At 67.6% G+C, this 14531-nt stretch carries 12 protein-coding genes; 11 read left to right on the plus strand and 1 reads right to left on the minus strand.

Translation table 11 applies throughout. The annotated features are described in order from the left end of the window. Positions 1 to 46 precede the first annotated feature (46 nt). The 11 genes from paaC to RT97_RS10925 all read left to right on the plus strand — a co-directional run bounded on the left by paaC (position 47) and on the right by RT97_RS10925 (position 12167). On the plus strand, positions 47 to 826 hold the full coding sequence (gene paaC, locus RT97_RS10875) for a 1,2-phenylacetyl-CoA epoxidase subunit PaaC (protein ID WP_042578793.1): 780 nt from the start codon (positions 47 to 49) through the stop codon (positions 824 to 826). A gap of 76 nt (positions 827 to 902) precedes the next feature. Next, positions 903 to 1427: a 1,2-phenylacetyl-CoA epoxidase subunit PaaD gene (paaD, locus tag RT97_RS10880; protein ID WP_042578794.1), complete on the plus strand. Its 525-nt coding sequence runs from the start codon at positions 903 to 905 to the stop codon at positions 1425 to 1427. A 130-nt stretch (positions 1428 to 1557) separates the two neighbouring features. Further along, entirely contained in the window at positions 1558 to 2643 is a 1086-nt protein-coding gene (gene paaE, locus RT97_RS10885; RefSeq protein WP_042578795.1) for a 1,2-phenylacetyl-CoA epoxidase subunit PaaE, read from the plus strand. Positions 2644 to 2686: 43 nt separating this feature from the next. Then, entirely contained in the window at positions 2687 to 3832 is a 1146-nt protein-coding gene (locus tag RT97_RS10890; protein ID WP_042578796.1) for an ABC transporter substrate-binding protein, read from the plus strand. Between the two features lie 141 nt (positions 3833 to 3973). Beyond that, positions 3974 to 5002: a branched-chain amino acid ABC transporter permease gene (locus RT97_RS10895; protein ID WP_042578797.1), complete on the plus strand. Its 1029-nt coding sequence runs from the start codon at positions 3974 to 3976 to the stop codon at positions 5000 to 5002. Next, complete coding sequence (locus RT97_RS10900) at positions 4999 to 6909, plus strand: branched-chain amino acid ABC transporter ATP-binding protein/permease (RefSeq protein WP_052810618.1); 1911 nt, start codon at positions 4999 to 5001, stop codon at positions 6907 to 6909. The genes RT97_RS10895 and RT97_RS10900 overlap by 4 nt, the downstream gene beginning before the upstream one ends. Continuing rightward, complete coding sequence (locus tag RT97_RS10905) at positions 6906 to 7655, plus strand: ABC transporter ATP-binding protein (protein ID WP_042578798.1); 750 nt, start codon at positions 6906 to 6908, stop codon at positions 7653 to 7655. The genes RT97_RS10900 and RT97_RS10905 overlap by 4 nt, the downstream gene beginning before the upstream one ends. A 28-nt stretch (positions 7656 to 7683) precedes the next feature. Continuing rightward, positions 7684 to 9735, plus strand: a complete 2052-nt coding sequence (gene paaZ / locus RT97_RS10910; RefSeq protein ID WP_042578799.1) for a phenylacetic acid degradation bifunctional protein PaaZ — start codon at positions 7684 to 7686, stop codon at positions 9733 to 9735. Beyond that, positions 9735 to 10493, plus strand: a complete 759-nt coding sequence (locus tag RT97_RS10915; protein WP_042578800.1) for an SDR family NAD(P)-dependent oxidoreductase — start codon at positions 9735 to 9737, stop codon at positions 10491 to 10493. The genes paaZ and RT97_RS10915 overlap by 1 nt, the downstream gene beginning before the upstream one ends. 30 nt (positions 10494 to 10523) lie before the next feature. After that, entirely contained in the window at positions 10524 to 11084 is a 561-nt protein-coding gene (locus tag RT97_RS10920; RefSeq protein ID WP_042578801.1) for a methyltransferase family protein, read from the plus strand. Positions 11085 to 11102: 18 nt separating this feature from the next. Then, complete coding sequence (locus RT97_RS10925) at positions 11103 to 12167, plus strand: AraC family transcriptional regulator (RefSeq protein WP_042578802.1); 1065 nt, start codon at positions 11103 to 11105, stop codon at positions 12165 to 12167. 30 nt (positions 12168 to 12197) lie between these two features. Here RT97_RS10925 and RT97_RS10930 read toward each other — a convergent pair whose 3' ends face one another. After that, on the minus strand, positions 12198 to 14462 hold the full coding sequence (locus RT97_RS10930; protein ID WP_155403784.1) for a DUF6351 family protein: 2265 nt from the start codon (positions 14460 to 14462) through the stop codon (positions 12198 to 12200). Positions 14463 to 14531: the final 69 nt, after the last annotated feature.

The following is a 14531-nucleotide window of genomic DNA, read 5'->3' on the forward strand; positions in this document are numbered from 1 at the left end:
ACAAGCTCAGGGTGAACGGATCGGGGTGGCACAGGAACTCAACACCATGCAAGCATCGATCGAACTGAACCGCACGCCCGCCGTGCAATACCTGCTGCGCATCGGCGACACCTGCCTCGTGCTCGCGCAGCGCCTGGGCGAATGGTGCGGCCATGCACCCGTGCTGGAAGAAGACATCGCGATGGCCAACATCGCGCTCGACCTCGTCGGACAGGCCCGCGGCCTGCTCACGCACGCCGGCAAGCTCGAAGGCGCCGGCCGCGAGCACGACGAAGACCAGCTCGCTTATCTGCGCGAGGAGCGCGACTACTTCAATCTCACCCTGGTCGAGTTGCCGCGCGGCGACTTCGCCTTTGCCGTGGTGCGCAACACCATGGTCGCCACGCTGCTCAAGCTCTTGTGGCAGCGCCTCTCTGCATCGAGCGACGCCGAGGTGGCCGCCATCGCCGGCAAGGCCGTGAAGGAGGCGCGCTATCACCAGCAGCACTCGGGCGACTGGGTCGTGCGACTGGGTGACGGCACCGACGAATCGCGCCGCCGCACGGAGAAGGCTTTGAAGCAACTCTGGCTCTACGTGCCCGAACTGTTCGAGAGCGATGCGGTGGACGAAGCGGCGAGTGCCAGCGGCCTCGGCCCGGCATGGAGCGAACTGCGCGAACCCTGGCTCGCCGAGATGCAGCAGGTGCTCGACGCGGCCGGCCTCGCGATGCCCAAGGAAGCCGCTTTCCGCAGCACCGGCAAGCAAGGCGTGCACAGCGAGCACATGGGCTACATCCTTACCGAGATGCAGCACCTGCAGCGCAGCTTTCCCGGAGGCGTGTGGTGATGCGCGCCGCGCCGGGCCGCCCCAGGCAAGCTCCCTCCCGCCTGGCGGGACAGGCCGCAGGCCGAAGGGTGCGCCAATGAACGCGGTGGCCTCGCGCGTCGATGCGGCGTGGGCCGTGCTTCACTCCGTGCTCGACCCCGAGGTGCCGGCCGTGTCGGTCTGCGACCTGGGCATCGTGCGCGAGGTGATCGCGCACGACGACGGCCTGGAGATCGTGCTCACGCCGACCTACTCCGGCTGTCCCGCGACCGAAGCCATCGAGCACGACGTGCTGGCCGCCATCGAAGAGGCGGGCCTCGGCCGCGCGCGCGCCACCCTGCGCCGCGCACCGGCGTGGAGCAGCGACTGGATCAGCGACGAAGGCCGCGCCAAGCTCAAGGCCTACGGCATCGCGCCGCCGGCCCACCTCACGCCCGAAGTCGCCGCCAACACCGCGATGCCGATCAAGCTCTTCGGCCGCATCGCAGGCGAACGCATCGCCTGCCCGCGCTGCGCGAGCGAGCGCACCGAGCGCCTCTCGGCCTTCGGATCGACCGCCTGCAAGGCCCTCTACCGCTGCATGGCCTGCCGCGAGCCTTTCGAACATTTCAAGCCCATATGAAGAACCACCCCCAGGCTTCGCGCACTTCGTGTCGCTTCTCCTCCCCCCTCAAGGGGGCGCTGCCAGTGGCCCGGCAAAGCCGGTTCCACAGCAGCCCTGGAAAAGCGCCTGGCAACCCTGAGCATCTGGCATGAGTACCCTTTTCCATCCGCTGCGCGTGAAGGCCATCGAGCCCGACACGCACGAGGCCGTCATCGTCTCGTTCGAAGTACCCACCGACCTGCAGGAAGTCTTCGGCTTCACGCAGGGCCAGTACCTCACCCTGCGCCACGACATCGACGGCCAGGACCTGCGCCGTTCCTATTCGATCTGCGCGGGCCTGGACGACGGCGAACTGCGCGTGGGCGTGCGCAAGGTGCGCGGCGGCGTGTTCTCCAACTGGATCAACGCGAGCCTGCAACCCGGCGACACGCTGCAGGTCATGGCGCCGCAGGGCCGCTTCTTCGTGCCGATCGAACCTTCTTCGGCCCGGCATCACGTCGGCATCGCGGGCGGCAGCGGCATCACGCCGATCCTCTCGATCATGAAGACGGTGCTGGCGCGCGAACCCGCGAGCCGCTTCACGCTGATATACGGCAACCGCCAGCTGCAGTCCACGATGTTCAAGGAAGAGATCGAGGACCTGAAGAACCGCTACATGACGCGCCTCGTGCTGCAGCACGTGTTTTCCGACGAGCACACCGATTCGCCGCTGGGCTTCGGCGTGATGAACCGCGAGAAGATCGGCGAGTTCCTCGAATCGGTGGTGCCGGCCGGGAAGATCGACCACGTGTACGTCTGCGGCCCGTTCCAGATGAACGACGAGGCCGAGGCCGCGCTGCTCGCAGCCGGCGTGCCGGAAGACCGCATCCACATCGAGCGCTTCGGCGTCGCGCTGCCCTCGGCCACCCAGGTCGGCGCCGTCGTGCACGAAGCCTTGCCCGGCGACGCCAAGCAGGCGCGCATCACCATCGTGCGTGACGGCCTGCAGCGCGAAATCACCTTCACCGAGGGGCAGCCCAGCATCCTCGATGCCGCATCGGCCGCGGGCCTGGAAGTGCCGTTCTCGTGCACCTCGGGCGTGTGCGGCACCTGCCGCGCCAAGTGCGTGGACGGGGAAGTCCGCATGGAACGCAACTTCGCGCTCGACAAGAATGAAGTGGCCGCGGGCTTCGTGCTGACCTGCCAGGCCCATCCCCTCACCGAACGTGTCACGCTCTCCTTCGACGAGCGTTGATACTTCCGGCCTCAACGATTTTTCAACCCGGAGACAAGTCCAAATGAAATTCTTCAAGCCCCTTCTGATCGCCGCACTGTGCGCCACGGCCGCCGCGGCGTGGGCCGACGTCAATGTCGGCGTGACGGTATCGGCCACCGGCCCTGCCGCCTCGCTCGGCATTCCCGAGAAGAACACCATCGCGCTGATGCCCAAGACCATCGGCGGCCAGAAGATCAACTACATCGTGCTGGACGATGCCTCCGACACCACCGCGGCCGTTGCCAACACCCGCAAGCTGATCGCCGAGAACAAGGTCGACATCGTGCTGGGCTCCACCACCACGCCCAACTCGCTCGCGATGATCGACGTGGTGAGCGAGGCCAAGGTGCCGATGATCTCCATCGCCGCTTCGGCCCGCATCATCGAGCCGATGGACGCGAAGAAGAAGTGGGTCTTCAAGACGCCGCAGAACGACATCATGATGTCGCTGGCCATCGCCGAACACATGGCCGCCAACGGCGTGAAGACGGTCGCCTTCATCGGCTTCTCCGACGCATACGGCGAAGGCTGGTCGGAAGAATTCGCCAAGGCCGCCGCGCTCAAGAAGATCACCGTCGTGGCCAACGAGCGCTACTCCCGCAGCGACACCTCGGTGACCGGCCAGGCGCTGAAGATCATGGCCGCCAAGGCCGACGCCGTGCTGGTCGCAGGCTCGGGCACGCCGGCCGCGCTGCCGCAGAAGACGCTCAAGGAGCGCGGCTACACCGGCAAGATGTACCAGACGCACGGCGTGGCGAATGCCGACTTCCTGCGCGTGGGCGGCAAGGACGTGGAAGGCACCTTCCTGCCCGCGGGCCCCGTGCTCGTGGCCGACCAGCTGCCGGCCAGCAACCCGGTGAAGAAGTCTGCGCTGGCCTACGTGTCGGCCTACGAAGCGGCCAACGGCAAGGGCACCGTGTCGACCTTCGGCGCGCACGCGTGGGACGCGGGCCTGTTGATGACCTCGGCCGTTCCGGTCGCGCTCAAGAAGGCGCAGCCGGGCACGCCTGAATTCCGTGCCGCCCTGCGCGATGCACTGGAGCAGGTCAAGGAAGTGTCGGGCGCGCACGGCGTGTTCAGCATGACGGAGAAGGACCACCTGGGCCTGGACCAGCGCGCGCGCGTGATGGTCAAGATCGAAAACGGTGCCTGGAAGTACCAGCCCTGATCACTGAGCTCGCCCCCAGGCTTCGCGCACTTCGTGTCGCTTCTCCCACCCCCTGCCGGGGGCAACACCTGAGGCCCGGCAAAGCCGGTTCCTCGGTGTTCCCGATCTGACTCACGGGCGCCGCCCGAAGGCTGTTGTTATATGGATCTGCAGATCGCCCTGTTGTTGGGGCAGGACGGCATCGTCAACGGTGCCGTCTATGGATTGATGGCGCTCGCCCTCGTGCTGGTGTTCTCGGTCACGCGCGTCATCTTCATTCCCCAGGGCGAGTTCGTCGCCTTCGGGGCCCTCTCGATGGCGATGCTGCAGGCCGGCCGCGTGCCGGCCACGCTCTGGCTTTTGATCGCGCTCGCCGTCATGGTCCTGGTCGTCGAGCTCTGGCGCTGGAAGCGCGGCGCGGTGGTCGACTGGGCCTCGGCGCTCGCATGGTGCGTGGTGCTGCCGCTGGCCGCCGCCGCGTTGGTGCTGCTGCTCAAGCCGACCTCGATGGCAGGGCAGACGCTCACCACGCTCGTCCTCATCATGCCGCTCGGTCCCCTGCTCTACCGCCTGGCCTACCGGCCGCTGGCGGATGCCAACGTGCTGATGCTGCTGATCGTCTCGGTCGCGCTGCACGGCGTGCTGGTGGGCCTGGGCCTGCTGTTCTTCGGTGCCGAGGGCTCGCGCACCACGGCCTTCTCGGACGCGCGCTTCGACATCGGCGGCATTCCGGTCAGCGGGCAATCGCTGGTGGTCGTCGGGGTCACGCTGCTGCTGGTGATCGCGATGTTCCTTTTCTTTGGACGCTCGATGGTCGGCAAGGCGCTGCGCGCCACCGCCATCAACCGCGTGGGCGCGCGGCTCTCGGGCATTCCGACCGAGCTCTCGGGCGACCTGAGCTTCGCGCTGGCTGCGCTCATCGGCGCGGTGTCGGGCCTGCTCATCGCGCCGATCACCACCGTGTACTACGACACCGGCTTCCTGATCGGCCTGAAGGGCTTCGTCGCGGCCATCGTCGGCGGCCTGGCGAGCTATCCGCTGGCGCTCGTCGGCGCGCTGCTGGTCGGGCAACTGGAAGCCTTCGCTTCTTTCTGGGCCAGCCCGTTCAAGGAAGTGCTGGTCTTCACCTTGATCATTCCCGTGCTGTGGTGGCGTTCGCTGCGCAGCCATCATGTGGAGGACGAGGAATGAGCCCGTCTTCGAATCCCGTCGCCCCCACCCCAGCCAACGCGCCGCCCGCCGGCAAGCCGCTGGTCACGCCGCGCCAGCTCACCCTGGTCTTCGTCATCTCGCTCGCGCTGGCCTGGGGCTTCCTGCCCGAATTCACCGTGTCCGTGCTGAGCAACATCGGGCTCTACGCGCTGGTCGCGGCGGGCCTCGTGATGCTCACCGGCGTGGGCGGCATGACCTCCTTCGGCCAGGCCGCGTTCGTCGGCATGGGCGCGTATGCCACCGCGTGGATCTGCACTTCGCCCACCGCCGCCGCGTGGATGGGCGGCGCGGTGAGCCCCGCGCTGCTGCCGTGGGCCGGCCTGCTGCTGGGCCTGGTCTTCACCTTCGCGCTCGCCTGGGCGCTGGGCGCGGTCACGCTCAAGCTGCAGGGCCACTACCTGCCGCTGTGCACCATCGCATGGGGCCTGAGCCTCTACTACCTGTTCGGCAACATGGAGTTCCTGGGCGGGCAGACCGGCATCACGGGCGTGCCGCCGCTGGTGATCGCGGGCGTGTCGCTCGCCACGCCGCGCGCACTGGGCGTGGTGATCTGGGCCGTGCTGCTGCTTGCGCTGTGGGCGATGCACAACCTGCTCGATTCGCGCGAAGGCCGCGCCATCCGCGCGCTCAAGGGCGGGCGGCTGATGGCCGAGTCGATGGGCGTCGATACGGCACGCCACCGCATCAAGCTCTTCGTGCTGGCCGCGCTGCTCGCGGCGGTGTCGGGCTGGCTCTATGCGCACCTGCAGCGCTTCGTGAACCCGACGCCCTTCAACCTGAACATCGGCATCGAGCTCCTGTTCATGGCGGTGGTCGGCGGCGCGGGGCACCTGTGGGGCGCGGTGCTCGGCGCGGCGCTGATCACGCTGCTCAAGGAAAAGCTGCAGGACGTGCTGCCCGCACTGCTGGGCACGAGCGGCAACTTCGAAGTGATCGTGTTCGGCCTGCTGATGCTCTTCGTGCTGCAGCGCTTTGCGGACGGGCTCTGGCCCACGGTCTCGCGCCTGGCGAGCCGCTGGGTGCGCGACGACGCGCGCAAGGCCGCGCCTGCCCTGGCACACCCTTCCACGGTGCAGCTCGTGCAACGCAAGCTGCCTGCATCGGGCGAGCTGCTGCTCGAAGCCAGCGACGTGAGCAAGCGTTTCGGCGGCCTCGTCGCCAACAACGCGATCTCGATGACGCTCAAGTCTGGCGAGATCCACGCGCTGATCGGCCCGAACGGGGCCGGCAAGAGCACCTTCTTCAACATGATCTCGGGCGTGGACGATCCGACCTCGGGCGAGGTGCGGCTCTCGGGCCAGTCGATGGCGACGAAGCCTTCGCGCGCCTTCGCCGCACTGGGCCTGGGCCGCACCTTCCAGCATGTGCGCCTGCTCGGGCAGCGCAGCGTGGTCGAGAACGTCGCGCTCGGCGCCCACCTGCGCGCCCGGCGCGGCTGGCTCGCCGCGATGCTGCGGCTGGACCGCGCCGAGGAAGCCGAGCTGATGGCCGAGGCCCGCCGCCAGATCGAACGCTGCGGCCTCGGCGCGCATGCCGACACGCCCGCCGCGTCGCTCTCGCTGGGCCAGCAGCGCGTGGTGGAAATTGCGCGCGCGCTCGCGGGCCAGCCCTCGGTGCTGCTGCTCGACGAACCCGCCGCGGGCCTGCGCCACCTGGAGAAGCGCGCGCTTTCCGTGCTGCTGAGCCAGCTGCGCGCCGAGGGCCTGGGCATCCTCGTGGTGGAGCACGACATGGAATTCGTGATGAACCTGGCCGACCGCATCACGGTGCTCGAATTCGGCACCGTCATCGCGACCGGCACCCCCGCCGAAGTGCAGGCCAACCCCCGCGTGCTGGAAGCCTATCTGGGCGGCGCCGACGACGAACTGCTGGAAGACGCACGATGACCGCTCCCCTGCTCCAACTCGAAGACTTCTGCGTCGCCTACCGCACCGTCGAAGCGGTGCACAGCGTGCGCCTGCATGTGAACGAAGGCGAGATCGTCACCGTCATCGGCCCCAACGGCGCGGGCAAGACCACGCTCTTGTGCGCGGCGATGGGCCTTCTGCCTTCCACCGGTGCGCTCACGCTCTCGGGCGAGCGCATCGCGCGCCCCGGCGTCGAGACGATGGTCGCGCGCGGCGTGGCGCTCGTGCCCGAGCGGCGCGAGCTGTTCGGCGAGATGTCGGTCGAAGACAACCTGCTGCTCGGCGGCTTCTACCAGTGGCGCAAGGGCAAGCGCGACCAGCGCGCACGCATGGAGGAAGTGTTCGAGATCTTCCCGCGCCTGCGCGAACGCAAGCCGCAGATGGCCTCCACGCTCTCGGGCGGCGAACGCCAGATGCTCGCCATCGGCCGCGCGCTGATGGCGCGCCCGCGCCTGCTGATGCTCGACGAACCCTCGCTCGGCCTCGCGCCTCTGGTCGTGCGCGAAGTGCTGCGCGTGGTCTCGCAACTGCGAAGCCATGGCGTCTCGGTGCTGCTCGTGGAGCAGAACGCGCGCGCCGCGCTGCAGGTGGCCGACCGCGCCTACGTGCTGGAGATGGGCGCCGTGGCGCTCGAAGGCAACGCGCGCGAGCTGCTGCACGACCAGCGAATCATCGACACCTACCTGGGCATCGGCAACCGCAACGCGGAACCCGCCGTCGCCTGAACCCGAGACCGCCTGCTCAAGGACTCCCATGACCACCCTTCAAAGCTACATCGCCGGCCGCTGGATCGGCAAGGAAAGCGCGCAGCAGCTGCGCAGCGCCGTCAACGGCAAGGCCGTGGCCAGCACGCATGCCGAAGCGATCGACTTCGCCGAGGCGCTGCAGTACGCGCGCCGCACCGGCATCCCCGCGCTCATGAAGCTCGACTTCCAGCAGCGCGCCGAACGCCTGAAGGCGTTGGCCAAGTACCTCGCCGCGAACAAGGAGACGCTCTACGCGATCTCGGCTCATACGGGCGCCACGCGCGCCGACAGCTGGATCGACATCGAAGGCGGCGCCGGCACGCTGAGCGCCTATGCCGGCATCGGCTCCAACGAGCTGCCCTCGGGCAACCTCGTGCACGAAGGCCCGGCCTTCCCGCTGGGCAAGAAGGGCGGCTTTGCGGGCACGCACATCCTGGTGCCGCGCGGCGGCGTGGCGGTGCACATCAACGCCTTCAACTTTCCGGTGTGGGGCCTGCTCGAGAAATTCGCGCCCAGCTTCCTGGCGGGCATGCCGTGCATCGGCAAGCCGGCCTCGGCCACCAGCTACCTCACCGAAGCGGCCGTGCGGCTCATCGTGCAGTCGGGCATCCTGCCCGAGGGCAGCCTGCAGCTGGTGATCGGCGGCACGGGCGACCTGCTCGATCGGCTCGAAAGCCCGGACGTGGTCACCTTCACCGGTTCGGCCGACACCGCGGCCAAGCTGCGCGTGCACCCGAACATCGTGCGCCAGTCGATTCCGTTCAACGCCGAGGCCGACTCGCTCAACTGCGCGATCCTCGCGCCCGACGTGACGCCCGACGACGAGGAGTTCGATCTCTTCGTGAAGGAAGTGGCGCGCGAGATGACGACCAAGGCCGGCCAGAAATGCACCGCCATCCGCCGCGCGATCGTGCCGCGCCAGCACCTGGACGCGGTGGCGGAGCGCCTGCGCGCGCGCCTGGCCAAGACCGTCATCGGCGATCCGTCGCGCGAAGAGGTGCGCATGGGTGCCCTCGCCTCGCACGCGCAGCAGGCCGACGTGGCCGAGCGCGTGGCCACGCTGCTGCAGGGCGCCGAGCTGGTCTACGGCGAACGCGACGGCTTCTCGCCCGTGGGCGACGGCGTTGCCGAAGGCGCCTTCTTCGCGCCCACGCTGCTCCTGAGCCGCAAGCCCCTCGAACACGACGCCGCGCACGACGTCGAGGCCTTCGGCCCCGTCAGCACGCTCATGCCCTATGACGGTATCGACGAAGCGCTGGCCCTGGCCGCACGCGGCCGCGGCAGCCTCGTCGGCACGCTGGTCACGCGCGATCCGGCCGTCGCGGCCAAGGCCATTCCAGTCGCCGCCGCATGGCACGGCCGCCTGCTGGTGCTCGACCGCGAGGCCGCGGTGGAGTCGACCGGCCACGGCTCGCCGCTGCCGCAACTCAAGCACGGCGGCCCGGGCCGCGCGGGCGGCGGCGAAGAGCTCGGCGGCCTGCGCGCCGTCAAGCACTACCTGCAGCGCGCCGCGGTGCAAGGCTCGCCCACCATGCTGGCCGCGATCACCGGCGAACACGTGCGCGGCGCGGCCGTGCGCGAGAGCGAGGTCCACCCGTTCCGCAGCTACTTCGAAGACCTGCGCATCGGCGACTCGCTGCTCACCCACCGCCGCACCGTCGGCGAGGCCGACATCGTGGCCTTCGGCGGCATCTCGGGCGACTATTTCTACATGCACTTCGACGAAGTGGCGGCCAAGGAATCGCCGTTCGGCAAGCGCATCGCGCACGGCTACTTCGTGCTGTCGGCCGCGGCGGGCCTGTTCGTCTCGCCCGCGCCGGGCCCGGTGCTGGCCAACTACGGCCTCGATACGCTGCGCTTCGTCAAGCCCGTGGGCATCGGCGACACCATCCGCGCGCGCCTCACATGCAAGCGCAAGATCGACCGCAACAAGAAGGACGCGAGCGGCCAGGGCCAGGGCGTGGTGGCGTGGGACGTGGAGGTGACGAACCAGGATGGCGACGTGGTCGCGAGCTACGATATCCTGACCCTCGTCTCCAAGAAACCGGAAACCACCTGATGTTCGATCTCACGGGAAAAGTAGCGCTCGTCACCGGCGGCAACGGCGGCATCGGCCTCGGCATGGCCGAGGGCCTGGCGAAGGCCGGTGCGCGCGTCATCGTCGCGGCGCGCAATGCGCAGAAGTCGGCCGCCGCGGTCGAGGCGCTGAAGGCGCTGGGCAGCGACAGCTTCGCGCTCGCACTCGACGTGACCGACGAGGCCTCGGTGCAGAAGGCCTTCGACGACGTGGCTGCGCGCTGCGGCCGGCTCGACATCCTCGTGAACAACGCCGGCACCACGGTGCGCAAGCCGGTCGACCAGCTCGCGCTCGCCGAATGGCACCAGGTGATGGACACCAACCTCACGAGCGCATTCCTCTGCAGCCGCGCCGCCCACCCGCACCTGAAGGCGGCCGGCGGCGGCAAGATCATCAACATCGGCTCGATGATGTCCATCTTCGGCGCGCCCTACGCGCCGGCCTATGCCGCGAGCAAGGCCGGCATCGTGCAGCTGACCAAGTCGACCGCGCTCTCGTGGGCCGCCGACAACATCCAGGTCAATGCGATCCTGCCCGGCTGGTTCGAGACCGAACTCACCGACGGCGCCCGCAGCCAGATCCCGGGCCTGTACGACCGCGTGGTGGCCCGCGCCGCCGCCGGCCGCTGGGGCCAGCCGGCCGACATCGCCGGCACGGCGGTGTTTCTCGCGAGCCCCGCCTCCGACTACGTGACCGGCACCGCGATTCCGGTCGACGGAGGGTTTTCCATTTCTGGCTGAAGCCGGGCGGCCCGTGTAAATTCGGCCGCCATGCTCTTCTGGTTCCAGATCTTCCTTCTCGTCGCCGGCACGGCCGCCCTGCTCTACGTCTCGCGCGGGCCGTTGAGCCAGCCCGGCTCGCACGGCTTCTACCGCTTCTTCGCGTGGGAATGCATGCTGGTGCTGATCGTGGTGAACCTGCCGGTGTGGCATGTCGATCCGCTCTCGGCGACGCAGATCCTTTCGTGCGTGTTCCTGGCGCTGTCGATCTGGCTGCCGATCCACGCGGTGCGGCTGCTCAAGGCGCAGGGCAAGCCCAGCGATGCGCGAAACGACGACCCTGCCCTCTACGGCTTCGAGAAGACCTCCTCGCTCGTGACCTCGGGCGCCTTCCGCTACATCCGCCATCCGATGTACACCGCGCTGATGCTGCTGGCCTGGGGCGCCTTCCTCAAGCAGTTCACCTGGCTCACGCTGGCGCTGGTGCTGGCGGCCACGCTGCTGCTGGTGCTCACCGCGCTCAGCGACGAGAAGGAATGCATCGCGCATTTCGGCGACACCTACCGCGACTACATGCGCCGCACGCGGCGCTTCATTCCGTTCGTGGTGTGACGGTCCGGGCGGCACCGCATGCTCAAGCCACCCGATACCGTATCGATAGAGTTTGTGCGCGGCATGCTGTCGGGCGTGGGCTACCCCTCGAAGTCGTGCGCTGACTATCTTGCAGCCGCGAGCATCGATCCGGCCCTCATCGAGCAGCCGTCGTCCCGGATCACTTCGGACCAGTACGTCGCGCTGTTCGGCCTCCTGATGGAGCGGCTGAACGATGAATTCCTCGGATTCCTCTCGCGTCCGCTGCGCCGTGGCGGCTTTGAATTCATCCTCCGGTCGATACTGGGCGCGAGCACGCTCGGCCATGCCATGCACCGGATGGGAAAGGCGCTCTACCTGCTGCAGGACGATTTCGAATTCGTCTACCCGATCGAAGGCGATATCGCCGGTCTGCGCATCGTCTTCAAATCGTCGGCGGGCGACCGGGTGTTCCTGCACGAGATGACGATCCGCGCGTTCTGGCGGCTGATCGTGTGGCTTCACGGGGAAAGGCTGCGCACGGTCCGCTTCGACTTCGCTTTTCCCACGCCCACGCATGCGTCGGAATACAAGCGCGTTTTTCCAGGGCCGCTGCGATTCGACCAGCCGCACACCACGTTCTGGTTCGAGGCCAAGAGCCTCGATGCACCCATGCTCCGCGACGAAAAGGCGATGCGTGACTTCCTGGCGCTCGCGCCAGGTTTCATCATCATTCCAAAGGTGAGCGAGCACAGCGTCACCGCCCGCGTGCGCGCCTATCTGCACTCCAGGCGCCCGGAGTGGCCGAACCTGGCCGCAACGGCCGACGCGTTGAACATGAGTTCCAGCACCTTGCAACGCCACCTTGCAGAAGAGGGCGCCACTTTTCAATCGGTGAAGAACCAGCTGCGGCTCGATGCCGCCATCGTTCGACTCGATTCGGGGGGGATTTCCCTGGCGGCGCTCGCGCTGGAGCTCGGCTTTGCCGACAGCGCATCGTTCCAGCGGGCGTTCAAGCTCTGGACCGGCAGTCCCCCGGGGGCGTACCGCCGGTTCGGCCCTGCATCCGAATCTGCCGAATCTGCCGAGCCGGCCGAGCCGCCGGCTGCAGCGCTTCCACCCTGACCAGGTGCAAGCGCTGCCGGCAAGGCCTGCCTAGTTGTAGATGTTCGAGGCGCCCCAGTCGCCGGTGCTGAAGTCGATCCAGGTCTTCGGCTTCGACTGCCCTTCGCCAGGAACGCTCCAGTCGCACACGCCTCTGGGGAATGCGGCCGCAAGGCGCGTACGTTGCGAGGGCGTGAACGTCACCTGGTAGGCCGAGAAGTCGATCGGCTTGAGCTTGCACATCAGTATGTCTTCGGACAACGGTCCGCCGGCCACGATCCGCACATCCATGTCGATGGGCATGGCCTTGTTGCACGAGGTGTCCGGGTCCCACGAAACCGGCTCCTCGGTCTTCTCGCCGTTGACCCAGCACGCGTCCTTCAGATGGGCTGGCTTGTTGCGAATGACCTTCACCGCATAGGAATCGGCGGACTTGTCGGCCGCGATGTTGTCCAGCCATTCGTTCTGCGCCTTCAGCGCATTCAGGTCCAAGTTCTCCGATCCGGTCACGTCGTTCGTGGTCCAGTTGACCTGGTTCTCGGTCGTGCCGTTCGCCTTCTTCAGGCGCTCCAGGAAGGCGAGCGTCTTGTTGCGCGGATGGATGTTGGCTGCGTTGTCCACGTAGACGCGGACATCGATGATCGGCAACCTGAAGTCCTCGAACGACGTGAGGACACGGCCGGACGCATAGGCACGCCTGACGGCGATCGGGTCGCCGGCGCTTCGCTCCCTGGTGAGGTTGCCGTCGATGTCGAGCCCGCCGATCTTCTCGTTCAGGTGAACGAATTCCTCGGGCGTGATCTTCCCGGCGTTGACCGCGGCCAGGCCGTACTGCACCCCGACGTTGTCATAGGGCGAACGCGCGAAGCCCGTCCTGCCGTTGCGGCCGAAGCTGTTCACGTTGGAATCCCAGACGGTTCCTCTCACGCCGCCCGGATTGCTCACCGGGTCGTAGATGGGCAGGCCCGCCACCGGGGTCCCCGCACTCCCGACATTGAAACCGTTGACGGGGTTCTGGAAGGCATTCGAGAACCCGGCCCAGTTCGTCTGGCACACGGTCCGCCCGATGTCGGGTCCCGCCAGGGGCGAAGTGGCCACCGAGCCGCCGTCCACGGCCGCCCTGCGCGCCGCGGTCCACGATGCGGGGTCGGTCGCGAGCGTGTCGAAGTAGTTGTTCAGCGGCTTGCAGTCGATGATGTCGACGGCGAGCGTGGGGATGTCGGAGAAGCTCGCACCCGGAATGATCGCGTCCAGCAGCCCGGGGTAGTTGTGCACGATGTAGTGCTGCAGGATGGAACCGCCCGAGACACCCGTGCCGATGGTGAACTTCGGTATCCCGTACTGCTCGACGAATCGCTCCTTGACCATCATCGTCGTCTCGGAAGAGGTCACGTCGTCCTCCCCGGTTCCGTAGGTGTTCCGGGTTCCGAACGCGACGGCGAAGCCGAGGCTGAGCGGCGTGTCCAGCAGCGCGTCCCTGGCTTCGTTCTTTCCCGAGCGAAAGCCCGGGGAAGCGCCGCCCAGGAACGGGTAGTTCAGCTTGCCGTTCCATCCGTTGCCGGGTTTCTTTCCGTCCTTGCTCCAGGGCGCACGGACCGGGTCGCTCGGATCGTCCAGCATCGCGATCCGGTAGATCGACTCATTGACGGTGCCGGACTCGACTCTCACGATGTAGTCGACCTCCTTGCCTTCGGTGGTCGTCGTTCTCGCAAGGTCCGCGGGATACGGCGGCTTCAGCACAGCGAGCGGTGCGAACGTGCCCGCTTTCGTGCGGTAGAACCAGTCGTAGCGGACCTTCGCCACGCACGGCCCCGAAGCGGGCGGCGGGCCAAGTCCGGAGGCTTCCGTCTCGCAGCTCCAGGGACTCTGCCGCGTGCCGGAAAAGATGGGGCCGGTCGCTGAGAAATTGTTCAGCTCGAGCTTGCCGATCTCCTTGCCTGCGCTGACCGCCGTCAGCACGTTGGCGCCAACCTTCAGTCCGGTGAGCAGGCCGCGCATTCTCGATGTCGACTTGTCCAGCACCAACCTGTCGGTCACGTCGGTGCCGTTGAGCATGAAGGTGATCGGCGAAGTCGGCACCGCGGTGGAAGGCGTCGCCTCCACGACCACATCGCCGTCGCTGACCATGTCCTTCCGGGTCGAGACTGCAGCGAGCGAAACGCTGGTTCCGGGCGTCTCGCCGCTGACGGGAATGGACACGGGTATCGAGCCGAAGCCGCCACCCGATCCGCCGCAGCCGGCCAATGTGGCGATCAGCACGGCCGAAATGGCCAGACCGGCCGGCACCCGTTTCGGGACCTGGATATGAATACGCATTGCTTGTCTCCTGTGTGTTTGCGAACTGGCCGCGGGTGGGTTTCCGGTACGCATCGCGTGACGAAAACC

Origin of the sequence: Variovorax paradoxus (assembly GCF_000834655.1) — a bacterium.
Taxonomy (GTDB): domain Bacteria; phylum Pseudomonadota; class Gammaproteobacteria; order Burkholderiales; family Burkholderiaceae_C; genus Variovorax; species Variovorax paradoxus_F.